The 21,739-nt window shown below is 57.6% G+C and carries 20 protein-coding genes and 1 tRNA gene; 15 read left to right on the top strand and 6 right to left on the bottom strand.

The window, feature by feature from the left end; all coding sequences use genetic code 11:
- The first annotated feature begins 31 nt into the window (after positions 1-31).
- On the top strand, positions 32-601 hold the full coding sequence (gene plsY / locus HBO11_RS16515; protein ID WP_029296831.1) for a glycerol-3-phosphate 1-O-acyltransferase PlsY: 570 nt from the start codon (positions 32-34) through the stop codon (positions 599-601).
- A gap of 33 nt (positions 602-634) precedes the next feature.
- Here plsY and tsaD read toward each other — a convergent pair whose 3' ends face one another.
- A complete protein-coding gene (tsaD, locus tag HBO11_RS16510) occupies positions 635-1,660 on the bottom strand; it encodes a tRNA (adenosine(37)-N6)-threonylcarbamoyltransferase complex transferase subunit TsaD (protein ID WP_169953798.1) in 1,026 nt (341 codons plus the stop codon).
- A gap of 203 nt (positions 1,661-1,863) precedes the next feature.
- Here tsaD and rpsU point away from each other — a divergent pair, with 203 nt between their 5' ends.
- The 5 genes from rpsU (at position 1,864) to HBO11_RS16485 (ending at position 10,374) form a co-directional block, all read left to right on the top strand.
- The gene (rpsU, locus tag HBO11_RS16505) at positions 1,864-2,079 is read left to right on the top strand and encodes a 30S ribosomal protein S21 (protein ID WP_002551877.1); all 216 of its coding nucleotides are present in this window, start codon (positions 1,864-1,866) and stop codon (positions 2,077-2,079) included.
- Positions 2,080-2,525: 446 nt separating this feature from the next.
- Positions 2,526-4,496 carry a DNA primase gene (gene dnaG / locus HBO11_RS16500; protein WP_169953796.1) on the top strand — a complete coding sequence of 657 codons (1,971 nt, stop codon included), beginning with the start codon at positions 2,526-2,528 and terminating at the stop codon, positions 4,494-4,496.
- Positions 4,497-4,563: 67 nt separating this feature from the next.
- Entirely contained in the window at positions 4,564-6,414 is a 1,851-nt protein-coding gene (gene rpoD / locus HBO11_RS16495; RefSeq protein ID WP_169953793.1) for an RNA polymerase sigma factor RpoD, read from the top strand.
- A 124-nt stretch (positions 6,415-6,538) separates the two neighbouring features.
- Positions 6,539-10,282 carry a bifunctional diguanylate cyclase/phosphodiesterase gene (locus HBO11_RS16490; RefSeq protein WP_169953790.1) on the top strand — a complete coding sequence of 1,248 codons (3,744 nt, stop codon included), beginning with the start codon at positions 6,539-6,541 and terminating at the stop codon, positions 10,280-10,282.
- Positions 10,283-10,297: 15 nt separating this feature from the next.
- Positions 10,298-10,374 (top strand) — tRNA-Ile (locus tag HBO11_RS16485).
- Positions 10,375-10,417: 43 nt separating this feature from the next.
- Here HBO11_RS16485 and HBO11_RS16480 read toward each other — a convergent pair.
- Complete coding sequence (locus tag HBO11_RS16480) at positions 10,418-11,488, bottom strand: tyrosine-type recombinase/integrase (protein WP_170058928.1); 1,071 nt, start codon at positions 11,486-11,488, stop codon at positions 10,418-10,420.
- 3 nt (positions 11,489-11,491) lie between these two features.
- On the bottom strand, positions 11,492-11,728 hold the full coding sequence (locus HBO11_RS16475; protein WP_170058929.1) for a helix-turn-helix transcriptional regulator: 237 nt from the start codon (positions 11,726-11,728) through the stop codon (positions 11,492-11,494).
- A 330-nt stretch (positions 11,729-12,058) separates the two neighbouring features.
- Between HBO11_RS16475 and HBO11_RS16470 the strand changes: the two genes are divergently transcribed.
- From HBO11_RS16470 to HBO11_RS16435, 8 genes are all read left to right on the top strand, one after another.
- On the top strand, positions 12,059-14,737 hold the full coding sequence (locus HBO11_RS16470; protein ID WP_170058927.1) for a toprim domain-containing protein: 2,679 nt from the start codon (positions 12,059-12,061) through the stop codon (positions 14,735-14,737).
- A 473-nt stretch (positions 14,738-15,210) separates the two neighbouring features.
- Positions 15,211-15,498, top strand: a complete 288-nt coding sequence (locus HBO11_RS16465) for a hypothetical protein (RefSeq protein ID WP_170058926.1) — start codon at positions 15,211-15,213, stop codon at positions 15,496-15,498.
- Positions 15,499-15,510: 12 nt separating this feature from the next.
- Positions 15,511-15,762, top strand: coding sequence for a hypothetical protein (locus tag HBO11_RS16460; protein WP_170058925.1), 252 nt, complete (start codon positions 15,511-15,513; stop codon positions 15,760-15,762).
- A 62-nt stretch (positions 15,763-15,824) separates the two neighbouring features.
- The gene (locus HBO11_RS16455; protein ID WP_170058924.1) at positions 15,825-16,106 is read left to right on the top strand and encodes a hypothetical protein; all 282 of its coding nucleotides are present in this window, start codon (positions 15,825-15,827) and stop codon (positions 16,104-16,106) included.
- The gene (locus tag HBO11_RS16450; protein ID WP_170058923.1) at positions 16,099-16,533 is read left to right on the top strand and encodes a DUF2528 family protein; all 435 of its coding nucleotides are present in this window, start codon (positions 16,099-16,101) and stop codon (positions 16,531-16,533) included. The genes HBO11_RS16455 and HBO11_RS16450 overlap by 8 nt, the downstream gene beginning before the upstream one ends.
- Positions 16,526-16,792: an Arc family DNA-binding protein gene (locus HBO11_RS16445; protein WP_170058922.1), complete on the top strand. Its 267-nt coding sequence runs from the start codon at positions 16,526-16,528 to the stop codon at positions 16,790-16,792. The genes HBO11_RS16450 and HBO11_RS16445 overlap by 8 nt, the downstream gene beginning before the upstream one ends.
- The gene (locus tag HBO11_RS16440; RefSeq protein WP_170058921.1) at positions 16,792-17,043 is read left to right on the top strand and encodes a hypothetical protein; all 252 of its coding nucleotides are present in this window, start codon (positions 16,792-16,794) and stop codon (positions 17,041-17,043) included. The genes HBO11_RS16445 and HBO11_RS16440 overlap by 1 nt, the downstream gene beginning before the upstream one ends.
- A gap of 280 nt (positions 17,044-17,323) precedes the next feature.
- Entirely contained in the window at positions 17,324-17,536 is a 213-nt protein-coding gene (locus tag HBO11_RS16435) for a hypothetical protein (RefSeq protein WP_170058920.1), read from the top strand.
- Here HBO11_RS16435 and HBO11_RS16430 read toward each other — a convergent pair.
- The 3 genes from HBO11_RS16430 to HBO11_RS16425 form a co-directional block, all read right to left on the bottom strand.
- Positions 17,509-17,766 carry an ogr/Delta-like zinc finger family protein gene (locus HBO11_RS16430; protein WP_170058919.1) on the bottom strand — a complete coding sequence of 86 codons (258 nt, stop codon included), beginning with the start codon at positions 17,764-17,766 and terminating at the stop codon, positions 17,509-17,511. The two genes, HBO11_RS16435 and HBO11_RS16430, sit on opposite strands and share 28 nt — an antisense overlap.
- Positions 17,767-17,843: 77 nt before the next feature.
- Positions 17,844-18,710, bottom strand: coding sequence for a phage portal protein (locus tag HBO11_RS28705; protein ID WP_346266876.1), 867 nt, complete (start codon positions 18,708-18,710; stop codon positions 17,844-17,846).
- Positions 18,622-20,670: a terminase family protein gene (locus HBO11_RS16425; protein ID WP_170058918.1), complete on the bottom strand. Its 2,049-nt coding sequence runs from the start codon at positions 20,668-20,670 to the stop codon at positions 18,622-18,624. The genes HBO11_RS28705 and HBO11_RS16425 overlap by 89 nt, the downstream gene beginning before the upstream one ends.
- 162 nt (positions 20,671-20,832) lie before the next feature.
- Here HBO11_RS16425 and HBO11_RS16420 point away from each other — a divergent pair, with 162 nt between their 5' ends.
- Entirely contained in the window at positions 20,833-21,738 is a 906-nt protein-coding gene (locus HBO11_RS16420; RefSeq protein ID WP_170058917.1) for a GPO family capsid scaffolding protein, read from the top strand.
- Position 21,739 lies beyond the last annotated feature (1 nt).

The raw sequence follows: 21,739 nt of genomic DNA, 5'->3' as shown, positions 1-21,739 counted from the left end.
AATCAAGGCGTCCTCGCCCGGAATAGTTAGCATGTCTTGGTTACTGGCGACCCTCGCCTACCTGCTCGGCTCGCTGTCCTTTGCCATCTTGCTCAGCCGCCTGACGGGAAATCCCGACCCGCGAATGAGTGGCTCGGGCAATGCCGGCGCCACCAATATGTTGCGCCTGGCCGGCAAAAAGCTCGCCGTACTGACGTTGTTCGGCGACGTATGCAAAGGCCTGTTGCCCGTGCTGATCGCCGACCTCGCCGGCCTCTCCCTGCAACAACAAGCCTGGATCGGCGTGTGTGCCGTGCTCGGCCATCTGTTCCCGCTGTACTTTCGCTTTCGCGGTGGCAAGGGCGTCGCGACGGCCGCCGGCATGCTACTGGGGATCTACCCTCCAGCGGCGCTGCTGGCCATTGCCGCCTGGCTGCTGACGTTCTACCTGACCCGCACCAGCTCCCTCGCCGCATTGATCGCCACCCCCCTGACCCTGCCATTGCTGGCCTGGCAGGAGCCGGCTGCCCTGCTGCCGATGAGCGTACTCACCCTGCTGATTGTATGGCGCCATCGCGGCAATTTACGCGACCTGTTTGCCGGGCGCGAACGGCATTTTTAAATACGCCCGGTGAACCCGACTCATGTTCGTCGATCACAACGGCGGCAGTTGCTCCATCGGCCAACGCGCCTGCACGCTGATGGCCAGGCTCTCATGCTGGCCCGCCTGCAAGCGCTGGCAACCGGCGAAGGCGATCATCGCGCCGTTATCGGTGCAGAACTCAGGGCGCGCGTAAAACACATCGCCCTTGAGGTCGCCGAGCATTTTTTCCAGTGACAAACGCAATGCCTTGTTCGCGCTGACGCCTCCAGCGATGACCAGGCGCTTCATGCCGGCCTGCTTCAGGGCACGCTTGCACTTGATGGTCAAAGTCTCCACCACCGCCTGCTGGAACGCCAGAGAGATGTCGCAACGGGCTTGCTCGCTGTCGTCCCCGGCGCTGACGCTTTGCTGCCAGGTGTTCAAGGCGAAGGTTTTCAAGCCACTGAAGCTGAACATCAGGCCTGGGCGATCACACATCGGACGCGGGAAGGTATAGCGCCCCGCCACGCCTTTTTCCGCCAGGCGCGCGATTTCCGGACCACCGGGATAATTGAGGCCCATCATCTTGGCGGTCTTGTCGAAAGCTTCACCGGCGGCATCGTCCAGGGTCTCCCCCAGAAGCGTGTACTGGCCGATTGCATCGACTTGAACCAGCTGCGTATGGCCACCGGAAACCAACAAAGCGACGAACGGGAACCCAGGAGGGTTTTCTTCCAGCATCGGCGCCAGTAAATGGCCTTCCATATGGTGCACGCCAAGGGCTGGAATACCCCAGGCAAACGCCAGCGCCTGGGCGCAGGAAGCCCCAACCAGCAGGGCCCCGACCAATCCAGGGCCGGCGGTATAAGCGATGGCATCGATCTCGGTGGCGACGCAGTCGGCCTCGTCCAGCACCTGTCGAATCAATGGCAGCATGCGTTTGACGTGATCACGGCTAGCGAGCTCCGGCACCACCCCGCCATAGGCCCGATGCAGATCGATCTGACTGAACAGCGCATCGGCCAAAAGCCCGCGTTCACTGTCGTAAAGCGCGACGCCGGTCTCGTCGCAGGAGGTTTCTAAGCCCAGTACTAACATGGGTTTGCGCCTTGTAGAGGCTGAATTCGAAGGCGCGCATAATAGTCGCCACGTCCCCTCCCGACTAGCGGTTTTCGATCAGAGGCTTTGCATTCCGGGCAATGAGGGGTTAACATCCGCAACCCTTAAAAACCGACGACCTCAGCCGCGAATTTTTTGCGACGAGAACGTTGATTCCCGGTAATGAAAGAAGGTAGCTCTGGATGCCAGCCGTCAAAGTAAAAGAGAACGAACCCTTCGACGTAGCTCTGCGTCGTTTCAAGCGCTCCTGCGAAAAAGCCGGTGTTCTGGCTGAAGTTCGTAGCCGCGAATTTTATGAGAAGCCAACTTCTGAGCGTAAGCGTAAAGCAGCAGCCGCTGTTAAGCGTCACGCCAAGAAAGTTCAGCGCGAACAGCGCCGCGCCGTTCGTCTGTACTAATACACAGACGTTCGTAGCAAGCTTCTGCCAAGCCCGGCCCTCAGCCGGGCTGCTGGCATTTGCGGATATCGCTTGATGCTTCACCGTCGACGCCGCACATGCGACCGAGACAAAGCTTCACACGTCAGGACTGGCTCTTTTGCCAGCGGTGCACGTCTCTTCTGACGAGCCTATCAAGGCTACTGACGAGCACACCCATTTTCCAAGCAGGCGATCAATAGGTCGACTGTGCCCCACGATGAGCTTCCGAGGCCGCCATTGGCCGTGACCGGACTCCAGGGCAACGCTTTCAAACACGTCGAAGACTGATTGGAACTAACGTCAGTGAACGTTCGACAGATACACTTCCTGGCAGCCCAAGCAGACAATCGATGATCAAGCCGCCGCCATGCGCGTCTTGAGTGCGTCACGGGCCCTCATTTACACGCAGTGATGACGAGAACGCCATGGCCGGGCTAATTCCCCAGAGCTTTATTGACGACCTTCTGAACCGCACCGACATCGTCGATGTTGTCAGCTCGCGCGTGCAAATGAAAAAGGCTGGCAAGAACTACACCGCCTGCTGCCCGTTCCATAAAGAAAAGACCCCATCGTTCAGCGTCAGCCCCGACAAGCAGTTCTACTACTGCTTCGGCTGCGGCGCCGGCGGCAATGCCCTCGGCTTTATCATGGACCACGACAACCTGGACTTCCCCCAGGCCGTCGAGGAACTGGCTAAAGCCGCTGGCATGGAAATCCCCCGCGAAGAAAGTGGCCGGCCGCACAAACCGCGCCAGCCTACCGACTCGCCGCTGTACCCACTGCTCACCGCCGCCGCCGAGTTCTACCGCCAGGCCCTGAAAAGCCACCCACAGCGCAAAGCCGCCGTGAACTACCTCAAGGGCCGCGGCCTGACCGGGGAAATCGCCCGCGACTTCGGCCTGGGCTTCGCCCCGCCTGGCTGGGACAACCTGTACAAGCACCTGAGCAGCGACACCCTGCAGCAAAAGGCCATGATCGACGCCGGCCTGCTAGTGGAAAACGCCGAGACCGGCAAGCGCTATGATCGCTTTCGCGATCGAGTGATGTTCCCGATCCGCGACAGCCGTGGCCGCATCATCGCCTTCGGCGGACGGGTACTCGGTGACGACAAGCCCAAATACCTCAACTCCCCGGAAACCCCGGTGTTTCACAAGGGCCAGGAACTCTACGGCCTGTTTGAAGCGCGCAAGAACAACCGCAACCTCGATGAAATAATCGTGGTTGAAGGCTACATGGACGTTATCGCCCTGGCCCAGCAAGGCCTGCGCAATGCCGTGGCAACCCTCGGCACCGCCACCAGCGAAGAGCACATGAAGCGCCTGTTTCGCGTGGTGCCCAGCGTGCTGTTCTGTTTCGACGGCGACCAGGCCGGACGCAATGCGGCCTGGCGCGCCCTCGAAGCCACCCTCTCGAGCCTGCAGGATGGGCGCCGCGCGCGCTTTCTGTTCCTGCCCGAAGGCGAAGACCCGGATACCCTGGTGCGCTCCGAAGGTACCGATGCGTTTCGCGCGCGCATCCACCAGCACGCACAACCGCTGGCCGATTACTTTTTCCAGCAATTGACCGAAGAAGCCGACCCGCGCTCCCTCGAAGGCAAGGCCCATATGGCTACCCTCGCGGCACCGCTGATCGACAAGGTCCCCGGCGCCAACCTCAAGGCCCTGATGCGCCAGCGCCTGCTGGAGATCACCGGCCTGAGCGGCGAGGCGGTCAGCCAGCTGGTGCACAGCGCGCCCCAGGAGGCGCCACCAGCCTACGACCCGGGCTTCGACTACGACGCCATGCCGGACTACGCTGACTTTCACCAGCCTCAAGAGGCCTTTGTGCCTCAACAGGACTGGACGCCGAAGAAACCCGGCGCCGGCGGCAAGAAATGGGACAAGAAACCCTGGAGCAAAAACGGCAAGCATGGCGACCGCGACGAGGCGTACGCCCCGCGGACACCGGTGGCCGTAGAAGCGCCGACGCTGATTGCCCTGCGCACCCTGATCCACCACCCGCAATTGGCGGGCCGAGTGGAAAGCGCCGAACATTTTGCCAACGAGAGCAACACCTACGCCCAGGTGCTGATTGCCCTGATCGAGGCCGTACAAAAAAATCCTAAGCTAAACTCAATCCAGCTGATGGCCCGCTGGCATGGCACAGAGCAAGGACGTCTTTTGAAAGCACTCGCAGAAAAGGAGTGGTTAATTGACGGCGATAACCTTGAACAACAGTTTTTAGACACCATTACTAGGTTATCCGCGGGTCAGCACACGCAGACCCTCGACGAACTTATCAAGAAAGCAAGGCAGCCAGGATTGTCGGCTGAAGAGCAAATTCAGATAGCAAAGCAGATGCGCGACCTCTTAAAACAGAATGTTTCCGCATCAAACCCGACCTCAGCTGGCGTGTGAGGTCATAGCTCGGGTATAATCCTCGGCTTGTTTTTTGCCCGCCAAGACCTTCAGTGGATAGGGTGTTATGTCCGGAAAAGCGCAACAGCAGTCTCGTATCAAAGAGTTGATCGTCCTTGGTCGTGAGCAGGGTTACCTGACTTACGCGGAGGTCAACGACCACCTGCCGGAGGATATTTCAGATCCGGAACAGGTGGAAGACATCATCCGCATGATTAACGACATGGGGATCAACGTATTCGAAGCTGCGCCAGATAAGGATTCTCTTATGCTGGCGGACGCCGATACCGACGAGGCCGCCGCTGAAGAAGCTGCTGCCGCGCTGGCTGCAGTGGAGACCGATATCGGTCGCACCACCGACCCTGTGCGCATGTATATGCGTGAAATGGGTACGGTTGAGCTGCTGACACGCGAAGGCGAAATCGAAATCGCCAAGCGTATCGAAGAGGGCATCCGCGAAGTGATGGGCGCAATTGCGCACTTCCCCGGCACGGTTGACCACATTCTCTCCGAGTACACCCGCGTCACCACCGAAGGTGGCCGCCTGTCCGACGTCCTGAGCGGTTATATCGACCCGGACGATGGCATTACGCCGCCTGCTGCCGAAATACCGCCGCCTGTCGACCCGAAAGCCGTGAAAGCGGACGACGAAACCGACGACGACGAGGCTGAAGCCAGCACCGACGACGAAGAAGAAGTCGAAAGCGGCCCGGATCCGATCATCGCAGCCCAGCGCTTTGGCGCGGTCTCCGACCAGATGGAACTGGCGCGCAAGGCCCTGAAGAAGCACGGTCGTGGCAGCAAGCAGGCTACCGCCGAACTGCTGGCCCTGGCTGAGCTGTTCATGCCGATCAAACTGGTGCCGAAGCAATTCGAAGGCCTGGTTGAGCGGGTTCGTAGCGCCCTTGAGCGTCTGCGCGCACAAGAGCGGGCGATCATGCAGCTCTGTGTCCGTGATGCGCGCATGCCGCGTGCCGACTTCCTGCGCCAGTTCCCGGGCAATGAAGTTGACGAAAGCTGGACCGACGCACTGGCCAAGGGCAAAAGCAAATACGCTGAAGCCATTGGTCGCTTCCAGGCCGACATCGTTCGTTGCCAGCAGAAGCTGACTGCATTGCAGACCGAAACCGGTCTGACGATTGCCGAGATCAAGGACATCAACCGTCGCATGTCGATCGGCGAGGCCAAGGCCCGTCGCGCGAAGAAAGAGATGGTTGAAGCGAACTTGCGTCTGGTGATCTCCATCGCCAAGAAGTACACCAACCGTGGCTTGCAGTTCCTCGACCTGATCCAGGAAGGCAACATCGGCTTGATGAAGGCTGTGGACAAGTTCGAATACCGTCGCGGCTACAAGTTCTCGACTTATGCCACCTGGTGGATCCGTCAGGCGATCACTCGCTCGATCGCCGACCAGGCCCGCACCATCCGTATTCCGGTGCACATGATCGAGACCATCAACAAGCTCAACCGTATTTCCCGGCAGATGTTGCAGGAAATGGGTCGCGAACCGACCCCGGAAGAGCTGGGCGAACGCATGGAAATGCCTGAGGATAAAATCCGCAAGGTATTGAAGATCGCTAAAGAGCCGATCTCCATGGAAACCCCGATTGGTGATGACGAAGACTCCCATCTGGGTGACTTCATCGAAGACTCGACCATGCAGTCGCCAATCGATGTCGCCACCGTTGAGAGCCTTAAAGAAGCGACGCGCGACGTACTGTCCGGCCTCACTGCTCGTGAAGCCAAGGTACTGCGCATGCGTTTCGGCATCGACATGAATACCGACCACACCCTTGAGGAAGTCGGTAAGCAGTTTGACGTGACCCGCGAGCGGATCCGTCAGATCGAAGCCAAGGCGCTGCGCAAGTTGCGCCACCCGACGAGAAGCGAGCATTTGCGCTCCTTCCTCGACGAGTGATCACAAAACCCCCAGGCCCAGGCCTGGGGGTTTTGCTTTGTGCAGATTAAATCCTCCCCGCTTTACCTCCCCCCGCAATGCCCGTCTACACTCGAAATATTCCCCGTGCCATAACGAGACCGTTATGCCCAGACTGCCGACCGTGCTACTGCTGTCGCTGCTGACCTGGACCGCAACGGCTGGCGCGTTGACTCTCACTGATGAAGAGCATGGCTGGTTGGCGGACCACCCGGAGTTGCGCCTGGGCGTTGACGCATCGTGGCCGCCATTTGAATATCGCGACGAAGAAGGCCGCTATCAGGGCCTGGCCGCTGACTATGTACGACTGATCCAGGAGCGCCTGGGCATCAAGGTCAGGTTGATCGAGCCTGCCAACTGGAGCGCACTGCTGGAGCAGGCCAAGAACAATCAGCTCGACCTGTTACCGGGCATCATGTCCACCCCGGAGCGCCAGGGTTTCCTGGCATTTTCCAGGCCTTACCTCGACTTCCCCATCGTCATTCTTGCCCACGAAGGCGGCGCCCAGCCCCGTTCCCTCAAGGACCTGTATGGACTGAAGATCGCCGTGGTGGAGAACTATGCCCCCCACGAATTGCTGCGCACCCACCACCCCGACCTGAACCTGGTGGCGATGCCCAACGTCAGCTCGACCTTGCAGGCCCTGGCCACCGATGAGGTGGACGCCGTCGTCGGCGACCTGGCCTCCAGTGTGTGGAGCCTGCGCCAGCTTAAGCTCGACGGTTTGTACGTTAGTGGCGAAACGCCTTATCGCTACCAACTGGCAATGGGCGTACCCCGCGAGAACAAAATGTTGATCGGCATCCTCGACAAGGTGCTCGCCGACCTCAGCCCCAGCGAAATCAACGAAATCCAGGAACACTGGGTCGGCAATGTCATCGATCACCGAGCCTTCTGGACCGATCTGCTGCTCTACGGCCTACCTGCCGTGCTGCTGTTGAGTACCGTGCTGGCCATCGTGATTCGGATCAATCGCCGGCTCAGCTCGGAAATTTCCCGCAGGGTGGCCCTGGAACAGGAGCTGCGCAGCAGCGAGTACCATTACCGGGGATTGGTGGAAAGCCTGTCAGCCATCGCCTGGGAAGCAGACATCCGCGATTTCACCTACAGCTACGTGTCGCCCCATGCCGAGGAGTTGCTGGGCTATCCACGGGCGCACTGGCTGATCCCCGGCTTCTGGCGCAACATCATCCACCCTGCCGACCTGACCCGTGCCGACAGCTTCTGCCAACGGGAAACCCGCGCCAACCGCGACCACAGCATTGACTACCGGGTAATCACCGCCGATGGCCGTTGTTTGTGGGTCAGGGACATTGTCAGCCTGATCAAGCATGGGCATGAGCCGGTCATGCGTGGCCTGATGATCGATATCAGCGAGGCCAAGCGCACCGAGGAAGCGCTGCAGCTCTCGCAGGAGAAGTTCGCCTCGGTGTTCCAGCAATGTCCGGACATATTGGTGATCGCCCGCCTGTCCGATGGCTGCCTGCTGGAGGTCAACAAGGCATTCGAGGACCAGATTGGCCTGAGCGCCGCAGACGTGGTCGGTAAAACCGCCACCGAGCTGAACATCTGGGGCATCCAGGGTGTAGGCCCCAACCTGCTCAAGCGGGTGCAGACCACCAGCATCCGCAACCTGGAGATGCCGTTCCTGCGCAGCAATGGCCAGGCGTTCACCGGGCTGATCTCTGCCGAACCCTTCCAGCTCGATGCGACCGAAGCGTTGGTGGTGGTAGTGCGGGACATCACCCAACTGAAGGAAACCCAGCAACAGCTGCAAACTTCCGAAGAAAAGTTCGCCAAGGCCTTTCACGCCTCGCCCGACGGCTTACTGCTGACGCGCCAGCACGACGGCCTGCTGCTGGAGGTCAATGAAGGCTTTAGCCGCATCACCGGCTTCAACAGTGCGATGTCCCTGGACCAATCGACCCTGGACCTGGGCATCTGGGTGGACTTGAACGAGCGCAAGCACATGCTCGACCTGCTACAACGCGACGGCCTGGTGCGCGACTTCGTCTGCCATATCCGGCGCAATGATGGCCAGATTCGCCTGTGCGAGGTATCCAGTCGCCCGCTGCCCATTGGGGATGACGACTGCATGCTGACCATCGCCCGCGACATTACCGAACGTCAGTTGATGCAGGAAAAACTGCAACAGGCCGCGACAGTTTTCGAAAGCACTGCCGAAGGCGTGTTGATCACCGATACCCGGCAGAACATCAGCGCGGTCAACCGCGCCTTCAGCGAAATCACCGGCTACAGCGAAGCCGAAGCCCTCGGCCATACCCCGCGCCTGCTCGCTTCCGGCCTGCACGACAGCGCGTTCTACGCCGCCATGTGGCATCAACTGACGGCCAACGGCCACTGGCAAGGCGAAATCTCCAACCGGCGCAAGAACGGCGAGCTGTATCCCAGTTGGCTGACGATCAACGCCGTGCGCAACCTCGAGCAGTCAATCACCCACTTCGTGGCAGTATTTGCCGACATCTCCAGCCTCAAGCACGCCCAGGCGCGGCTCGACTACCAGGCGCACCACGACCCGCTCACCGGCCTGCCCAACCGCACGCTGTTTGAAAATCGCCTGCAAACCGCCCTCAACAACCAACAGGAAACCGGCAGCCAGGGCGCGGTGCTGTTTCTCGACCTCGACCGCTTCAAACACATCAACGACAGCCTCGGCCACCCGATTGGCGACCTGCTGCTCAAGGACATCGCCGTGCGCCTCAAGGAACAACTGCGCGATATCGACACCGTAGCGCGCCTGGGCGGTGACGAATTCATCATCCTGCTGCCCGGCCTGCAACAAGCCAGCGACGCCCAGCACCTGGCCAATAAACTGCTGGCCTGCTTCACCCTGCCCTTCCAGGCGGGCGAGCATGAGTTCTTTATCAGCGCCAGCATCGGCACCAGCTTCTATCCGCAGGATGGGATCGATGTCGCCACCCTGGTAAAAAACGCCGATGCCGCCATGTACCGCTCCAAGGCCAAGGGCCGCAATCGGGTTGAACGCTACACCCAAGACCTCACCGCCCAGGCCAATGAACGCGTCGCCCTCGAACACGAACTGCGCCGGGCCATAGAGCGCGATGAGCTGTTTCTGTACTACCAACCAAAGCTGAGCCTGGACACCCAACAACTGATCGGCGCCGAAGCCCTGATCCGCTGGCGCCATCCCACCTTTGGCGACGTACCTCCCGAACACTTCATCGCCCTGGCCGAAGAGAACGGCATGATCCTGCAAATCGGCGACTGGGTCCTGGAGCAGGCTTGCCGGCAACTGCATCAGTGGCGCAAGTGCTACGACGACTTCGGCCCCCTCTCCGTCAACCTCGCCGGGGCCCAACTGCGCCACCCCAACCTGTTGGGGCGCATCGAGCAACTGCTGCGCGACAACCGCCTGGAACCGGACTGCCTGCAACTGGAGATCACCGAAAACTTCATCATGAGCCAGGCCGAAGAAGCCCTGGAAGTACTGCATAAACTCAAGCACCTGGGCGTACAACTGGCCATCGACGACTTCGGCACGGGCTATTCATCCTTGAGCTACCTCAAGCGCCTGCCCCTGGACTTCCTGAAAATCGACCAGTCCTTCGTCCGCGGCCTACCGGACGATCCCCACGACGCCGCCATCGTGCGCGCCATCATCGCCCTGGGCCACAGCATGCAATTCACCATCATCGCCGAAGGCGTGGAAACCCCCGCCCAGCAAGCCTTCCTCGCCGACGAAGGCTGCGAACAAATGCAAGGCTACATCGTCAGCCTGCCCCTGCCTCCCGACATCTTCGCCGCGACCTTCCTTCACATGACCCATTCGGATTTTTCGGATAGCACAGTGGAGAAACCATCGTTATAATCCGCGACCTACTGAGGGCCTATAGCTCAGTTGGTTAGAGCAGGGGACTCATAATCCCTTGGTCGTAGGTTCGAGTCCTACTGGGCCCACCATCTCTAGAAGCCGCGCACTGCGCGGCCTTCGCGTATCTGGCAGCTATGGAATCGTGGGGCTGCCGCCTTTCAAAACAGCGGATGTGTCCAAAAAGTGTCCAACCCGCTTTGCCAAAGGGTTTAGGTTGACCACCTCGGCCAGGTGTCCAGGACTGAAGTGCGCATACTTCTGAGTCATGGCCAGGGAGGAATGACCCAACACCTTTTGCAAGGTGATGATATCTCCCCCATTCATCATGTAATGACTTGCGAATGTGTGGCGTAAGACGTGCGTAAGCTGCCCCGCCGGCAAATCCAACACCGCCGCATCCACCGCACGCCTGAACGTTTCATAGCAGGGCTCAAATGGCAGCGCCTTTTGCAAACGTTTCTCCAGCTCCCTGGAGATCGGAACTGTTCTGTTCTTGCTGGACTTTGTTTTGCTGTAGTGAATACGTTGCTGACGCACCTGGCGCAGTTGTAAGCCCTCAGCCTCACCCCACCGGGCACCTGTTGAAAGACACACCTCAGCAACCAGCAGCGCGTCGCCGCCCAAGGCCCGCAGGCAATCCAGCAGTAGGTCCATCTGGTCATTGACCAAGTAGGCCATCTCTGTTTCGTCAAACCGCAACCCACGGACATTGGCGAGCGGATTCGGCTCGCTCCACTCCCCTAGCCGCTCCAACTCGTTGAACACAGCCCGCAGATACGCCAGCTCATGATTGAGCATGTTCGCGCTTGTAGGCTTACCGGGCTTGCCTTCCCTCGTATAACGGGAGTGCTTACCCTCGGCTCGCTCAGCGCGATACTGGGCAAAGTGGGAGGCGTTGAAGTGGGACGCTTTCGGGTTCCCCATCCGTTCAGCCATCGACAGCAGAAGGTCTTTGCGTTGTTCACCGGTTTTCAGGGTCTGGCCATGCAGTGTGTACCAGCGCTCGATCAGATCGGAAAGCCTACGAGAATCCGCCTTGACCTTCTTTTCGAACTCCCCTTTCACTCCCTCACCCAGGATTCGACGCTCAAAATAAAGCGCCTCTCCCTTTGTGCGGAAAACCTTACGAATACGCCCACCCTCACTGCCCTCCGGACGGCAGTCGACCTTGTAGCGGCCATCCGCTAACAGTTTGATAGACATGGGCTATTCCGGGCTGATCTGACCAGACTCCGGCGCTACGTCACCGGTGACCAACCATAGGGCGTATTTCTTGAAGCGTGGGTGATTCGCAACCTTTAAAAACGGCAGCAGCCCCATATCCGTGATTCCAGCGTCGTATTTTTTCCAACTGCTGATGCTGATTCCCAAAAGCTCGCAAAACTCAGTTTGCGTTAGCCCCTCTGTCGCACGTATTGCCTTCATTTTCGCCGGCAGATCCAACATTCACCTCCTATTGACAAGTTCCTTTCTTGGAACCATCATGGTTCCAACCTAGGAACCGGTAGCCCATATTTCCCATAGGGCATTAATTGAGGGTATCAGAATGAAGATCTGCATAGACACGCCATACGTAACGGTCGCTGAGTTTGTTAGGCGCTCCGGACAGTCCGATTCCGCAATTCGGAAAGCCGTTGACCAGGGGATTTACCTAACCCTTCCACCACCGCCAGGTTCAAAAGCAATCATGATCAATATGGTGCACCTCGCTATGGAGGCCGCGGAACAGGCGGAACGAGTTCGAGCACAACAGAGCACAGCTGGGATCAAGTAATGGGAACTCGAAGGAATTTCGACGCTATCTATCTAAACGATGTGGTCGAAGCACTGAAAGATGATCGTGACCTGGACTTCCAGAAAGAGAACGACAAGTACCTGTCTGCAGGTGTTTGTCCGCGCTGCAGCAAGCGGGAGCTGTTCATCAGCAAGGCCAAGCCTTATCAGTTGAAGTGTAGCCGCGACGGCAAGTGCCAGTTCGACGAACTGACCCGAGAGCGCTACAGCTACCTGTTCGAAAACCTGAGCCAGCGCTTCCCTAAAACCGACGCGAATCCAAACGCAACTGCCGACGCCTACCTGCAGCGTAACCGCGGATTCGACGTGGCCAAGCTGGCAGGCTGGTACACCCAGGGCCGTCGCAAGATGAAATCCGAAGAGTGGGCCGACACTGTCCGCTTCCCGCTCTGTAACGGCCACTGGGAACGCATCATCGACGAGCGCATGGTGGCCGCGAACGGAAGTGTGAAGGCCGGCATCAAGTACGGCATGAGCTACACCAACAGCGGCTGGGTGCCACCTGGCCAAACCATTGAGCGCAGCGATCAGGTTTACGTCGTGGAAGGGATCTTCCATGCAATCGCGTTGCATCTTGCAGGCTTCAAGGTCATCGCCTCGATCAGCTGCGTCAACTTTCCCTGGGAGATCATCGAGGCCAACAAGGGCAAGCTCGTTACCTGGGTGATCGCCCTGGACGATGACAGCGCAGGTCATAAGTACATTCCCAAGTACCTCAAGATGCTACGTGGCCTGTCAGAGATCGGCTGGGTGGCGCTCGCTGGCGAGCGTGATTGGGACGACGCGTATCGTGATGGCCAACTGAACAAGGCGTTCATGGACGAGGCCTGCTATCGCGGTCGCCTGTTCACGGCCAGCAGTACCCGAAAACTCGCATACCTGGTTTACCTACGGCGCCCTTCCGGCTTTTACCTGCTGGAGTTTGCCAATCAGCTTTACTCAGCTCGCGTTAACCAGGCTGAGCTGAGCAAGGCACTGGGAGAGGAAAAGGTCGAAGGCAATCGAGAAGTCTTCTACAGCAACCTCCGTATCGATCAGATTTCCAACTGCATTCCCAACCTGGACTACCTGGAAAAGGACATTGTTACCGGGGAGCAGCGCTACTACTTCGACTTCAAATTTCCAGACCGTACCCGCAGTTGCCAGGCTCCCCTACCGTCCAGCGCGATCGCCGAGCCTCGCGGGTTCGTGCGCGCCCTGCTCGACTTCACCCCTGGCGGTAATTTCGAGGGCGGCGCCCGCGAACTGGCGATGCTCAAGCACAAATGGCTGAACGACGAGAGGCGCCCTGTCCCTACCGTTCGAAGCCTGCCATTCCTGGGTTACGACGAAGAGAGCGGCACCTACTGCTACCCCAAGTTTGGATTCAACAGCGGCAGCGAGCTGGCAGTGAACGCCCACGGTTACATCCAGGTGAAAGGGGCAGGCGTGAAAACCTCCCTGGTAAACACCAGGTTCGAACGCGGCGACGACTTCGACGGGGCGTGGTTTCCGGACTTCCTCGCCGTGCACAGCCTGAACGGACTGACTTCGCTCGCCTGGTGGACCGCCTCTCTTTTCGTCCAACAGATCGGCACCGAGCAGGCATCGTTCCCTTTCCTGGAACTAACCGGCGATCCTGGTGCCGGTAAGTCCACTCTGCTCCGTTTCCTGTGGCGACTCATCGGCCGCGACAACATGGAAGGCATTAAGCCCAGCGGTACTGGCGCCAGTGCGGTCGGCCTGTCACGCGCATTCGCGGAAGTGAGCAATCTGCCAGTTGTGCTGATTGAGTCGGATCGTACCTATGTCGACGCCAACGGCCGCACGGTGACGGTGCAGTTCGGCTGGGACGAAGTGAAGACCCTGTTCGACTACCACGCCCCGCTTCGTGTGACAGGCGCAAAGACTACGGGCAACGAAACCAGGGTGAGTATCTGGCGTGGCGCCCTGGCCATCTCTCAGAACGAAACCGTCGATGGTTCGGAGGCAATCCTTTCACGCATCGTGCACCTGCACTGCACCACAGAACACCACTCCCTAGCGCTCAAGCCGCTGGCCGACCGCTTGAAGGTAATGAAAGCAAAGGAGTTGGGCGGATACTTGCGCAAGTGCCTAGCCAACGAGCAGCAGTGGCTGGCTCGATACTTCGAAGCCTTCCCCCGCTACGAGCAACGTCTTCAGTCCGTCGGCGCCCTGACTGAAGGACGAATAGTGCAGTGTCATGCGCAGATCATGGCCGCTGCTTACGCCACACAAGTCCTGTTCCCCCAGTGGAAAGACCGCGATACCGAAGGGTTGGCCAAGCATCTTGAGGCACGTGCGATCGACCGGCAGCAGCGGTGCCGATCGGAGAACCCCACGGCCGCCAAGTTCTGGCAGATCTACCACTACCTGAACGAGGATGTGGTGACGACCATCGACGGTGATGGCGAGCGGGAAGAGATCCGCGAAACGTTGAACCACAGCATCGACAAGGAGCTGATCGGCATCAACATCGAGCACTTCCAGCAAGCCTGCAGAAAGGCGGGCCAGGATGTGATCCCCGATACCCAGCTACGCCGAGCCCTGGCCAGCAGCACCACGCACAAGTACATCGAGACCCGTAAAGCACGCTCCCGCCTGGAGAAGCGTTCCCTATGGCTGTGGTTCTTCAGCAAGCGTGGAGAGGCCTCTTGAACCGTATGGGCAAGTGGGTGGAAAGGGTGTTGGTGGTGTGGTCTTGGCTTTTGTGCGAAGCCACGCCGATCAGCCGGAACATCCGGAACATTTATATTTAATAGACAAATAATTCAATAAATACAGTTAGTTACAAGACAAAAGGCGTTCCAGTGCTACCGGAACATACCGGAACGCACCGGAACAACATCCGTTCCGGCATGTTCCGTCAATGTTCCGGTAACGACTTCACACCGGAACATCGCTACAGCCTTTGTCTCACGTGGCTTGTAGCCATTTTTCATAAAACCCGTGTTCCGGCATGTTCCGGTAGTACCGGAACATTTTTACACCGCTGAAAGCCCCGTAACTCAAGGGCTCCAGCAAAAAAACTTTCTGATGTTCCGGATGTTCCGGACTTAGAAGGGGACTACACACGTTTTTATTTCCGCGGACTTTCCGCGTCACCAACAAAGAGAGACAAAACCATGCAAGTGCAAGTAATCATCGGCAACGCTGGCCCTGGCAAAAACACCACGCTGCAGGAAATCCAGACCGAACTGGCCAGCCAGGGAATTGAGGTTCCGATCGTTGTCGGCGCGGCCTATACCACTCCCTATTTCCTTAACCAAATCGCCAGCCAGGCAATAGCTGGCGCCAAGTACTTCCTGGCGGACGACTGCACCAACTTTCAAATCAAGGCCGTGCTGGATCTGGCGGCAAAAGAGGAAAAATCAGGGCTGCCCGATTACCTGGTTGTGCACCTGGTGCGCCAAGCCTGAGGGGGTATCGCCATGATTATTCGATACAGCGCCAACACCTTGTGCGGCCAACTGCAACTGCCAGCCAACTATGTCGATTCATGCACGCCCGAAGGCTTAGCCGAACTGGCGACTGATGCGCACTGGCGTGACCATCCCGAAGACATACCGACCCTCATCACCATCGTGCATTTGCAAGACGTGGATGGCCACGATTTGGGGTTGTTTGAAGTACGCAGTGAACAGCGCACGGTATTCACCGCTAGCCAGTTACGGCAGGCGTGAAATAGACGGTGTCGAGGAGTTCGCACCTCCCCGACACCAACCACCACAAGAGGAGCAGAACCATGCAAGCACAGCACCCAAGCAGCAGTGAGAGTAAGGCTACCACAGCGATCGCCCAGGCGGCTGGAAGCGCTTTCAAACCCACTCGGCCGATGCTGGTCACCGCCGTGATCGGCGCGGCCCTGATCGGTTACCTGGTCCACAAAACACCAGACGCCCGTCTGCGCCTTGAAGCTCTGGCCGACATGGCCCAAACCCTGGGCGATTTGTCAGAGCGCGATGCAGCCTTCGTGGCCCAGTTGCTCGCTAAGCCAGCGACCTGGAAGGAGTTACATCATGCCTGAACAAAGCAATGTAAAGCGCTACAAAGTTAAAGAGGTTTGGAAAGACTATGAAGTAACGTTGGAAGTCGATCACAACATCTTGAATGTTGAACGGGCCACACTGATCAACGGGTTTTGGTCTGATCACAAAAATAGATTGTTTTCTGAAGATGGTGACGTAGTTAGAGCGGTAATTAGATACTTCGGTCAAACCATGATCAACATGATGCTCAGTGAAGGTGGTTCCTCGTTTTCAGAGCACATGGGAAAACGAGGAGTCTTCGACAACCCGGCCCCTATATGGACCAAAGATTTACACGATGAAGAAGGCTGGGGTGGGATTGTTGAGGGAAGCCCATATGGATGGTGTGGCATTCGCGTAATAGCAGCAGATGTCGAATGCCCTAGCTTCGACGATCTGGAATTGGCAGAGGTGAAAAATGGCTAACTCTCACGAAAAAGATAAATTCGTAATAAGACTACCTGACGGACTGCGCCCATCTATTAATGCCCAAGCAAAAGCCAACCACCGCAGCATGAATAACGAAATTATCCATAGGCTTGAACGGTCACTAGAACTTGAAGTTCTTTATGACAATCAAGTCAAGCTAAATGCAATTCTCGCCAGATGCGTTCAACAACTACAAACCACAGTCCTTACTGTAGAGCCTTTCTCTATAATTCTTCCTAATAAAGGAGAAGGTTAATGTTTATTGACGGTATGATGATAGCTATCAGTGATGAACAATATGAAAGCGCACGACTACAATTAGACTTGCCTCCCGGCTTTGTCATGGTCGAAGCAACAACCCTTCTACACCACGACACTGGTAACGGGCACGTAACCATTCCACTGCCCAACGGGTACATCGTTGCAGCATTTGAGCGCACTGGAGGCAACAGGTCTTATGGCGTAGTTTTTATCAACGACCTCTACAGAGCGCAGTCACCTGGGTAAAAACAGGAAAAACAAACTTACAATAAATACTCAGGGCGCCCCAGGCGCCCTTTTTTAATTCTACCCGCCTATCGACACCATCAGAGCCACACACCCCAAGAGTGCAATAGGACTTTTCCGAAAGAAGCCAAAATCGTATCGCACTACAAAAATCGCAGACAAAAAAATATGATTCGCAGCTTTAATTTAACTTTACAAGCTCTGAAAAAACAGCTTGACCTAACAAAATTCGGACCAAATAATATTTGTCAAGGCGAGTAAGGAAAACATGGAGTTCCATATGAAAAGCACCGAAACACTTATTGAACTAATTGACGATATAGAACAGCTCGGAGACAAACTTATGCTGATTGTGAATATTGCAACATCCGAGCATCAGTTAACCGAGCGAGCCCGCAGGGGCTTTTTAGAGTACGGAATAGATACAATTAATAGTTTTAGCGCTATTGAAACTAGAATCAAAATCTATCGCAAAAGCTGTGCGCCGAGCTGATCAAATAGGTCCCGTTGTTCGGCTCTCGGCATTTCTCGCAGTCGGTCGAACAATAGGCGATCTACCATTTTAGCCGAGGGACTTAGGGTGTGGTCAAAGGCTAAAGTGGCCACCCAAGTATGACCACAACTAACATCTAAACACTGGCAGTACAGCGTTACAAAGTCGGGCGAATGTGCCTTGCTGTCACGAACCCGGCCCTTGTGCCCGCATTTACATGTAACTCGCATATCTCCCGCCCCAGGGTTCCTTATGAGGCACTATTCTGCCACAAGATGTAGTGCCTTTGCCCGTCGTGGTCACCACATCATGTGGTAGCCGTCAACGTCTCCGGCGCTCGCCAGGTAAACCGTCGGTCCTCCCGCAAGGTGTCGTTGAGCTGGCTAAACAGCTGGCAGATCGGGCGTATCTCGTTACTGGTATAGACCCGATCGATCTTTTCGATATCGCCAAAGCCCGCGCTGTTTTCCGGAATAATACCGGCCAGCGCGGGGTTCATACGCCAGGCTGCAATCACATCGTTACGGGTAATGTTCTTTACTTTCTCAAGCTCATCCTTGGCCTGGAAGTCGCCCACCGGGATGATCTGAATTGCTTTCTCGTCACCATCGGGGATGTTGATGAACATCGAGCGGAAGTTGCCCACGCCCTTACTGGCACTGATCTGTGCCCGTAGTTCGTCCTCGTCTTCCTCGGTCAAGTTCGGGTCATTGGTATAGAAGATGTATCCCGCGTGGGCGCCGTTGCTGTAGTAACGCCGACGGAACAGTGTTGCAGCCTCGTTAAGCAGCAGCGCTTGCAGCCCGCCCAGGTAGTCAGGCACACCGTAGATATTCTGTTCCACGTCGTAATTAAGGACGTGTTCAATCTCGTCCTGGTCAAACTCCACTTCTTTGCCATCCGGCTGCAGCATTACAAACCCGCCGTTGACCATCACCCGCATGTTGATTGACGGTAGATGCTCCATCTCCAGTACCTGGCCAAACATGTTTGGCTTGCGAAGGAAATATGATTCACCAAACACCATAAAGTCCAGGGCGGCGCGGCTCATAGTGCCGGTGGTACAGCCCAGCGACGGGATGAACTCACGCAACAGCATGTTGCGTTTGAATCCGGGAATGGCGCCGTGATGAGCGTTGGCGCGCAGCAGCTTGGCCAGACCCTGGCGCGACACCGGCGGCGTGTAGATCCGGCCGTCGTGGCTGGCGAACACGCCCAGGTACTGCCCGATGTTTTCGGTCAACACTTGCTCCGGGGCCCCGAACGAAAACGCCCGCATTGGCTGTCGCTTGGGTTGATTTATTTCTTGAGGCTTTCGGTTTCGCTTGGTCATGGTTAACTGATCCGCTGAGTGCGTAACGGCTACGCCGTTTTTTGTTGGTGTTGAGGGGTTCATTGGCCAGCGCGTGCATGACCGCCCAAGCAACATCCGCGTGGCCGGTGGCGTCGGTACGGGACGCGCTGTAGGTGATCTGACCGCTGGCCGTGGCGCCACGCTTGATCGTCAAGAACGCTTGGGCGATGTCGTTCCACCCTGCATCCCATTCAATGCGGCTGCCCTGGATCGTGTCCTGGGCCTTGAGTACCAGAGTATTTTTGGTTTCCAGGCTGTAGTGGATCGAGGTCGCTCGCGGGTAGAAGTCGCGCACCAGGTCGAACACCCCATAGCCGATACCCGTGGTGTCGATACCGATGTGTTGCACGTTAAAGCGCTCGGTAAGTTTCTTGACCTGGGCGGCCTGGTACTTAAACGACTGCCCCCTCCAGCTGTGTTTCTCCAGGATGCGAAACTTGGCGCCCGGCTCCAGCGGCGGGGCGACCACAACACAGGTGGCGTCGTCGCGTGTGCGGCTTGGGTCATAGCCCAACCATACTGGACTGTTGCCATAGGGCCGATCGTCGTCGGGGTTGAAGTCAGTCCACAGGTCTAGATCGGAATAGCACCGCTCCAGGTCTGCCAGGCTGAACACGCTTTGGGTGCTGTCGATAAACTTGCACTCGAACAGCTGCTGAAACTTGTCTTCGTCGTACTCCAGCTGCAGCTGCTCCATGTCGAACAGATCGCAGCCGCCGGCGATGGCATCGGTGATGGTAATCACCTTGCGCCATTGACCGTCAGGACAGAGCACGCCGGCTGCGATCTGTTCTGCGCTGGGCCACGGTGCCTTCGCCGCTTTGCGTTTGCTATTGCGGAAGGCCTCACCAGTCCAGAACGGATAGGCCTGATGGGTGACCGCGCTGGGCGTTGAAAAGTAGGTTTTACGCCACTTTTTATGGGTGCCCATGGCGCTGGCCACAGTGCTCAGTTTGTCGAAGTCGCGTATCCAGAAATATTCGTCGATGTAGACATGGCCATGGTGCCCCTGGGCCGTGCTGCTGTTGGTACTTAGAAAACGCAGTTCGGCGCCATTACTCAATACGATCGGGTTACCCGTCAGCTCCAAACCAAACCACTGCTGGGCAAACTGGATGATATAGCTGCGGAAAATTTCCGACTGCGCACGGCTGGCAGACAGGAACATCTGGTTATCGCCGGTCAGCACAGCATCCATGAAGGCTTCGCCGGCGAAGTAGTACGTCAGGCCCGACTGACGGCACTTCAACACATTTCGAATGCGGCGGGTCAGCGGGTTCAGCTTGGCCTCAAACAGCTCCTTTTGATAGCCGTACATCTTGCTGATGAACTTATCCAGAAAGTCGACTTCGGTAAGGCCTGAAACGTCGTTCTTGACCTTCTTTTCCCGTTTCCTACCGCCTTTTTCGCCCCGATCACGGCGCTCTGTGCGCTGGCCCTGGCGCGACTCCTGGTGATCAGCGGGAACATCTCCGGCGGGGGCCTGCACCGGCTTGGCCGACTGTTTTAAGAGACGATCGCGCACGACCGTCAGCCGGTCCAGTTCGTCCAGCTCGCCCTTGGTCAGGGTCGCGGCTTTCTCCAAGATCAGGGTGATTCGTCGGCTGACAGCCGTCAGCGGTTCTTCGTCCGACAGCATCTCGTCCCAGCCGCCTTTGGCGATCCAGTAATAAACAATGCGGATGTTGGGCAGCTTGAGTTGTGCCTGTATTTCACGCGGCTTACAGCGGCGCAAATAGAGGCGTTTGGCGGTTTCACGAAGTTCGGGGGCGTATGGCATGGCCGCAGTCTATGCGGCGAAAACACCCAAAACGCGGGGTTAAAATCGGCGTCTGACGTAGAACGTGAATCTACGAACAGAGCGGAGGCAAAGCGTTTGTTTGAGGCGTGGCCGCTCCCTATCGTGGCGACTCAAATCACCGATTGAGCGCAGATAACGCCCATGCCCCGTTCCCTTGTTTCGTTCTGGAAACGTGTCGCCACCAGCGGCAAGACCGCAGATGGTCGCGACATCCCGGTCCAGGACCTGCGCGATATCGCCGCAACCTACAAACCGTCGTTCTATACCGCTGTTATCTGGTGTGACCACCAACGCTGGCCAGGCTCACACGGCACCGTATACGCCGTGCGCCTGGTTGAAGAAGGGGACGATCTGGAACCTGGCGAAGTGGCCCTGGAAGCTCAGTTGAAGCCCAACGACCAGTTGCTGTACCTGAATGATCGCGGGCAAAAACTGTTCAGCAGCATCGAAATCACCCCGAACTTTCGAGACACCGGCAAAGCGTATCTGACCGGCCTGGGCGTCACCGACGAGCCCGCCAGTGTTGGCACCCAGGAACTGTACTTTTCGAATCGCTCCAACAAGACCGCTTACTACGCCGCCTCGGTGGCTATTGGCTCTTTTCGTGACACCCAACCCCAGGGTGATATCGGTCGGCTCGCTGCCATGTTCGCGGGTCTGTTCAAGCGCTTCGGCCTCGAAGAATCCCCCGCAACCCCGCTAACCCCAACCGAGAGCACACCCCCAATGGATGAAGCTACAGCCAAAGCGCTGAAAGCATTGCTGGAGCAGCTGTTGCTGGTCGCTGCCGGCATTCAAGCAGTGATTGAACCCGCGACTGAAGACGCCGAAGAACCCGAACAGGCGCCGATCGATGACGTTGAGAGTGCCGTTGCCGATATCGTCGAGCAGGCCGAAGCTGATCGCGAATTTGCCCGCCGTGGCAATACCGACAAACGCCTGGCCAACATCGAATCGTTGCTGACCAAAGCGTTCAGCACGGTCAAAGGCCGCCAGGTGCCACGCACTATCGGTGCCGTCAAACCGACCGCAAAGCGGGTGGTCTGAC

This window comes from Pseudomonas sp. WS 5010 (assembly GCF_012985565.1).
Taxonomy (GTDB): domain Bacteria; phylum Pseudomonadota; class Gammaproteobacteria; order Pseudomonadales; family Pseudomonadaceae; genus Aquipseudomonas.
This window is presented reverse-complemented; position numbering and strand designations above follow the sequence as displayed.

Excerpts from the sequence above, each read along its gene's own strand:
- HBO11_RS16425 (WP_170058918.1), bottom strand. The coding sequence starts at position 20,670 with ATGCCATACGCCCCCGAACTTCGTGAAACCGCCAAACGCCTCTATTTG.
- HBO11_RS16470 (WP_170058927.1), top strand. The coding sequence starts at position 12,059 with ATGGGAACTCGAAGGAATTTCGACGCTATCTATCTAAACGATGTGGTC.
- rpsU (WP_002551877.1), top strand. The coding sequence starts at position 1,864 with ATGCCAGCCGTCAAAGTAAAAGAGAACGAACCCTTCGACGTAGCTCTG.
- HBO11_RS16455 (WP_170058924.1), top strand. The coding sequence starts at position 15,825 with ATGCAAGCACAGCACCCAAGCAGCAGTGAGAGTAAGGCTACCACAGCG.
- HBO11_RS16440 (WP_170058921.1), top strand. The coding sequence starts at position 16,792 with ATGTTTATTGACGGTATGATGATAGCTATCAGTGATGAACAATATGAA.
- HBO11_RS16445 (WP_170058922.1), top strand. The coding sequence starts at position 16,526 with ATGGCTAACTCTCACGAAAAAGATAAATTCGTAATAAGACTACCTGAC.
- plsY (WP_029296831.1), top strand. The coding sequence starts at position 32 with ATGTCTTGGTTACTGGCGACCCTCGCCTACCTGCTCGGCTCGCTGTCC.
- HBO11_RS16420 (WP_170058917.1), top strand. The coding sequence starts at position 20,833 with ATGCCCCGTTCCCTTGTTTCGTTCTGGAAACGTGTCGCCACCAGCGGC.
- HBO11_RS16460 (WP_170058925.1), top strand. The coding sequence starts at position 15,511 with ATGATTATTCGATACAGCGCCAACACCTTGTGCGGCCAACTGCAACTG.
- HBO11_RS16450 (WP_170058923.1), top strand. The coding sequence starts at position 16,099 with ATGCCTGAACAAAGCAATGTAAAGCGCTACAAAGTTAAAGAGGTTTGG.
- dnaG (WP_169953796.1), top strand. The coding sequence starts at position 2,526 with ATGGCCGGGCTAATTCCCCAGAGCTTTATTGACGACCTTCTGAACCGC.
- HBO11_RS16435 (WP_170058920.1), top strand. The coding sequence starts at position 17,324 with ATGAAAAGCACCGAAACACTTATTGAACTAATTGACGATATAGAACAG.
- HBO11_RS16490 (WP_169953790.1), top strand. The coding sequence starts at position 6,539 with ATGCCCAGACTGCCGACCGTGCTACTGCTGTCGCTGCTGACCTGGACC.
- HBO11_RS16430 (WP_170058919.1), bottom strand. The coding sequence starts at position 17,766 with ATGCGAGTTACATGTAAATGCGGGCACAAGGGCCGGGTTCGTGACAGC.
- tsaD (WP_169953798.1), bottom strand. The coding sequence starts at position 1,660 with ATGTTAGTACTGGGCTTAGAAACCTCCTGCGACGAGACCGGCGTCGCG.
- HBO11_RS16480 (WP_170058928.1), bottom strand. The coding sequence starts at position 11,488 with ATGTCTATCAAACTGTTAGCGGATGGCCGCTACAAGGTCGACTGCCGT.
- rpoD (WP_169953793.1), top strand. The coding sequence starts at position 4,564 with ATGTCCGGAAAAGCGCAACAGCAGTCTCGTATCAAAGAGTTGATCGTC.